This is a genomic window from Nocardioides pelophilus (assembly GCF_014180685.1).
GTDB lineage: Bacteria > Actinomycetota > Actinomycetes > Propionibacteriales > Nocardioidaceae > Nocardioides > Nocardioides pelophilus.
This window is the reverse complement of sequence record NZ_JACEHF010000247.1, coordinates 1-3,938: the sequence shown is the minus strand read 5'-3', so window position 1 is coordinate 3,938 and position 3,938 is coordinate 1. Positions and strand designations below refer to the sequence as shown.

Here is a 3,938-nt window from a genome sequence, read left to right as displayed (position 1 = left end):
GGAGCCGGCGGCCGACGCCGTGCTGACCGGCCGGGAGCGGGAGGTGCTCTCGCTGGTCGCCGAGGGACTCACCAACCGCGAGATCGGGAAGCGGCTGTTCATCAGCGAGAAGACCGCCAGCGTCCACCTCAGCAACCTGATGACGAAGCTGAACGTCTCGAGCCGCACCGAGGCGGTCACCGTGGCCCACCGCCGCGGACTGCTCGACGTCCTCTGAACTGCGCGAATTCCTCAGGCCTCGGACGGGCCCTTAGGCCGAGTGTCGTCGTCATGCCGATCCGCACCCTGCGGAGGCGACGAGGAGGAACGAGATGGGTACATCATCCGCGCACGAGCGGCTCGTGCAGCAGGTGGCCGGAGCGGTCGTCGACGGCGGCGACCCCGCCGCAGCGGCCGAGGCGGCCGGCTTCAACACGGCGGTGACGCACCGCCCCGCGGTGGTCGTGGCGGCGACCGACGCGGCGGACGTGGCGGCCGCGGTCCGCTACGCGAACGACGAGGCACTCGCGGTCACGGTCCAGGCCACGGGCCATGGCGCGGTGGAGCCGGCCGACGGCACGGTGCTCGTGTCCACGAAGCGGATGCAAGGGGTCCGGGTCGACCCGGTGGCGAGGGTGGCCCGGGTCGAGGCAGGGGTGGGTTGGCGGTCGGTGATCGACGCCGCCGTGCCCCATGGGCTGGCGCCGCTGTCCGGGTCGTCCTCGGGGGTCGGGGTGGTCGGCTACACGCTCGGGGGCGGGATGGGCCACCTCGCGCGGCGTCACGGCTTCGCGGCGGACCACGTCCGTTCTCTCGACCTGGTGACCCGGGAGGGCGAGGTCAGGACGGTGACCGGGGCGAACGACCCGGAGCTGTTCCGCGAGATCCGCGGCGGACAGGACCGGTTCGGGATCGTCACCGCGCTCGAGTTCGACCTCTTCCCGGTGCCGCGGTTCTTCGGCGGGGCGATGATCTTCACCGGACCTGCCGTCGGCGACGTGCTGCACTCCTTCGCCGCCTGGGCCGAGACGTTGCCGGAGGAGGTCACCACCTCGGTCGCCCTGCTGCGGCTGCCGCCGGTCGACGACGTGCCGCCGCCGTTGCGCGGAGTCGTCAGCCTGGCGCTCCGGTTCGGCTTCACCGGCACTCCGGAGCGGGGCGAGGCTCTGCTGGCGCCGATGCGCCGGGTCGCGACACCGGTGCTGGACTCGATCGGCCCGATGTCGTTCGCCGCCGTGGACGGCATCCACATGGACCCGACCGACCCGATGCCCGCCGTCACCCGGGGCGGGCTGCTGCACGGGATGCCGGCCGACCTGGTCGACACCCTGCTCGCCGTCGCGGGCCCCGGCGTCGACGTACCACTGGCGGTGGTGGAGCTGCGGCTGATGGGCGGCGCGCTCGCGCGGCCCGCTGCGGTCCCGAACGCGGTGACCGGGCGCGAGGGTGCGTTCTCGCTGGTCGCCATCGCGCCGGCGCCGCCGCCGCTGGTGGACGCCGCCCATGCCGTCACGAGCGGGGTGGTCGACGCGCTGCGCCCGTGGTCGACGGGCACGATGCTCGCCAACTTCGCCGGCCACGCCGCAGCCGACCTGGCAGCAGGTGCGCGATGAGCCGCCCGGTCGTCGTCGTCGAACCGGGTCAGGGACACCGGGTCGGCAACGTCGAGTTCCTGGCGCGGACCGCGGACACGCCGTACTTCAACCTCGGGATCGTCGTGCTGCGCCCGGGGCAGGGCGTCGAGCGGCACGTGCACGAGGCCGAGGACGACTCGTTCCTCGTGCTCGACGGCACGCTGTCGGTCACCATCGGCGACGACCGCGAGGTGGCGGCGAGGGCGGGCACGTTCGTGCTCATCCCCGACGGCACGCCCCACGCGCTCGCCAACCGCGGCCCCGAGGACGTGCGCATCCTCAACGTCCACGCGCCCGGAGGCTTCGACCGGCGGATCGGGCTCCGATGAAGACCCGGCACGACTCCTTCGCCACGGTCGCGGCACTACTCTGCGAAGGTGACCAGCACCTGGGGAGTTGCCGAGACCGCGGCCCGGATCGCGGCCGGAGAGCTGACCGCCGTCGAGGCCGTCGAGACCTGCCTCGCGGCGATCGAGTCCGAGAACCCTGAGCTCAACGCGTTCTCCGTCGTGCTCGCCGAGCGGGCCCGGGCGGAGGCGGCCGAGCGCGACGCGGCCGCTGCGCAGTCGGAGCCGCTGGGCCCGCTGCACGGCGTACCTGTCGCCATCAAGGAGGAGAACGACGTCGAAGGGTGCGTGACGACCTTCGGGGGCCGCGCGAACAGCACGCCCGTCGGCGCCGACTCCGAGGTGGTGCGCCGGCTCCGCGCCGCGGGCGCGGTGATCGTCGGCAAGACGTCGATGCCCGAGTTCGGGGCGTGGCCCTACACCGAGCCGATCAGCCTGGGGCCGGCCCGCAACCCGTGGGACCCGGCGCACACGCCCGGCGGCTCCAGCGGAGGTACGGCGGTCGCGGTCGCCTCGGGCATGGTGCCGGTCGGCATCGGGGGTGACGGCGGCGGCTCGATCCGGATCCCTTCCTCCTTCTGCGGTCTGTTCGGGCTCAAGCCGCAGCGCGGCCGGGTGTCGACCGCCCCCAACCCCCACCTGTGGTGGTCGCTCGGGACGATCGGCCCGCTGACCAGGACGGTCCTGGACTCCGCGCTCGTCTACGACGCGATCCGCGGCCACCTCGACAGCGACCTGTACCGCGCGGGCGAGACCGGCAGCTTCGTCGAGGCGGCGTCCCGGGAGCCCGGGAGGCTGCGGATCGGGTGGACGGTCAAGGGCACCAGCGTCGGCGTCCGGCCGGACCCGTTGCACGTGCAGGCGGTCGAGGACACCGCCCGGCTGCTCACCGAGCTCGGGCACGACGTGCGCGAGATCGACGCGAAGCTGCCCGATCCGACGGCCGCGTTCGTGCCGCAGTTCTTCGCCGGGATCCGCACCGAGGCCGACGCGGTGGAGCACTACGCCGAGCTGGAGCCGTCGATCCGGCAGGCCTACCGCCTCGGTTCGTGGGTCCGGCCCGGCGTCGTCGACTGGGCGCTCCGGCAGACCGAGAAGGTGAGCGCCAAGGCCAACCGGGTCTTCGACCGGTGCGACGTGCTGCTGACGCCGGTCACCGCCAACCGGCCGCCTCGAGTGGGGGTGCTGAAGGGCGCCAACGTGCTGACCGCGGCGCTCAAGTCGCAGCCCGCGATCACCTACACGGCGATCTGGAACGTCACGGGCAACCCCGCGGCCGCCGTACCGTGTGGCCTCGGGCCGGACGGCCTGCCGCTCTCGGTGCAGCTGGTCGGGCGGCTCGACGACGAACCGACCCTGCTCAGCCTGAGCGCCCAGCTCGAGGCGGCGCGACCGTGGCCCCTCGTGGCCGCCCGGAGCGTATGAGGTCGAGCGGGACGTCATACGTCCGCGCGGGAGCAGGTCGGCGGACGTATGACGTTGCGCGGGACGTCATACGCCCGAGCGGCGATAGGTCCGCGGACGTATGACGTCCCACCGCCCGCGCCCGCAGATCGGCAGCAGCGGGCGGGTATCGCTGAGCGTCGTACCTGAGGTTTCGGCCCCGATGCGGGTGCAGATGGGGCCGGAACTTCAGGTACGTCGTGTGTGATGGGCGAGCGCGTCTCGGCGCGAGGGTGCGCGCGTCTCGATACGTCCTCGCGCCGGAGAGCTCGGGCTACCGACGGACGGCGATCCACGCCGGCAGCGGCGAGGTGCAGATCGCCCAGGTCGCCCGGGGCTCCTCAGCCGGTGAGCTCGGCGACGCAGGCGGCCAGGCCCTCGTCGTCCTGGTCGGCGCCCTGGCCGGCATCCTCGCCGGCTTGGAGGGGCGGCAGCACGACGCCGTCCGCGAGGCCGCCATACCGCTGCTTCAGCAGGGCGGGCAGCTCGTCGTAGCGACCGCTGACGACGAGGGCGTCCAGCACGGTGTCGTCGA

The 3,938-nt window shown here is 73.4% G+C and carries 5 protein-coding genes; 4 read left to right on the top strand and 1 reads right to left on the bottom strand.

Features of this window, described 5'->3' with window-relative positions:
• From H0488_RS22300 to H0488_RS22285, 4 genes are all read left to right on the top strand, one after another.
• On the top strand, window positions 1–217 hold a 217-nt coding region (locus H0488_RS22300), incomplete at its 5' end, for a response regulator transcription factor (RefSeq protein WP_183101399.1).
• A gap of 94 nt (window positions 218–311) precedes the next feature.
• Window positions 312–1,592 (top strand): FAD-binding oxidoreductase, encoded by a 1,281-nt coding sequence (locus tag H0488_RS22295; protein ID WP_183101398.1) that lies wholly within the window; start codon window positions 312–314, stop codon window positions 1,590–1,592.
• Window positions 1,589–1,942 carry a cupin domain-containing protein gene (locus H0488_RS22290; RefSeq protein ID WP_183101397.1) on the top strand — a complete coding sequence of 118 codons (354 nt, stop codon included), beginning with the start codon at window positions 1,589–1,591 and terminating at the stop codon, window positions 1,940–1,942. The genes H0488_RS22295 and H0488_RS22290 overlap by 4 nt, the downstream gene beginning before the upstream one ends.
• Before the next feature lie 48 nt (window positions 1,943–1,990).
• Window positions 1,991–3,385, top strand: a complete 1,395-nt coding sequence (locus H0488_RS22285) for an amidase (RefSeq protein WP_183101396.1) — start codon at window positions 1,991–1,993, stop codon at window positions 3,383–3,385.
• 359 nt (window positions 3,386–3,744) lie between these two features.
• On the opposite strand, the gene H0488_RS22280 is transcribed toward H0488_RS22285, so the two are convergent.
• The coding region (locus H0488_RS22280; RefSeq protein ID WP_220794897.1) for a hypothetical protein at window positions 3,745–3,938 on the bottom strand (194 nt) is incomplete at its 5' end.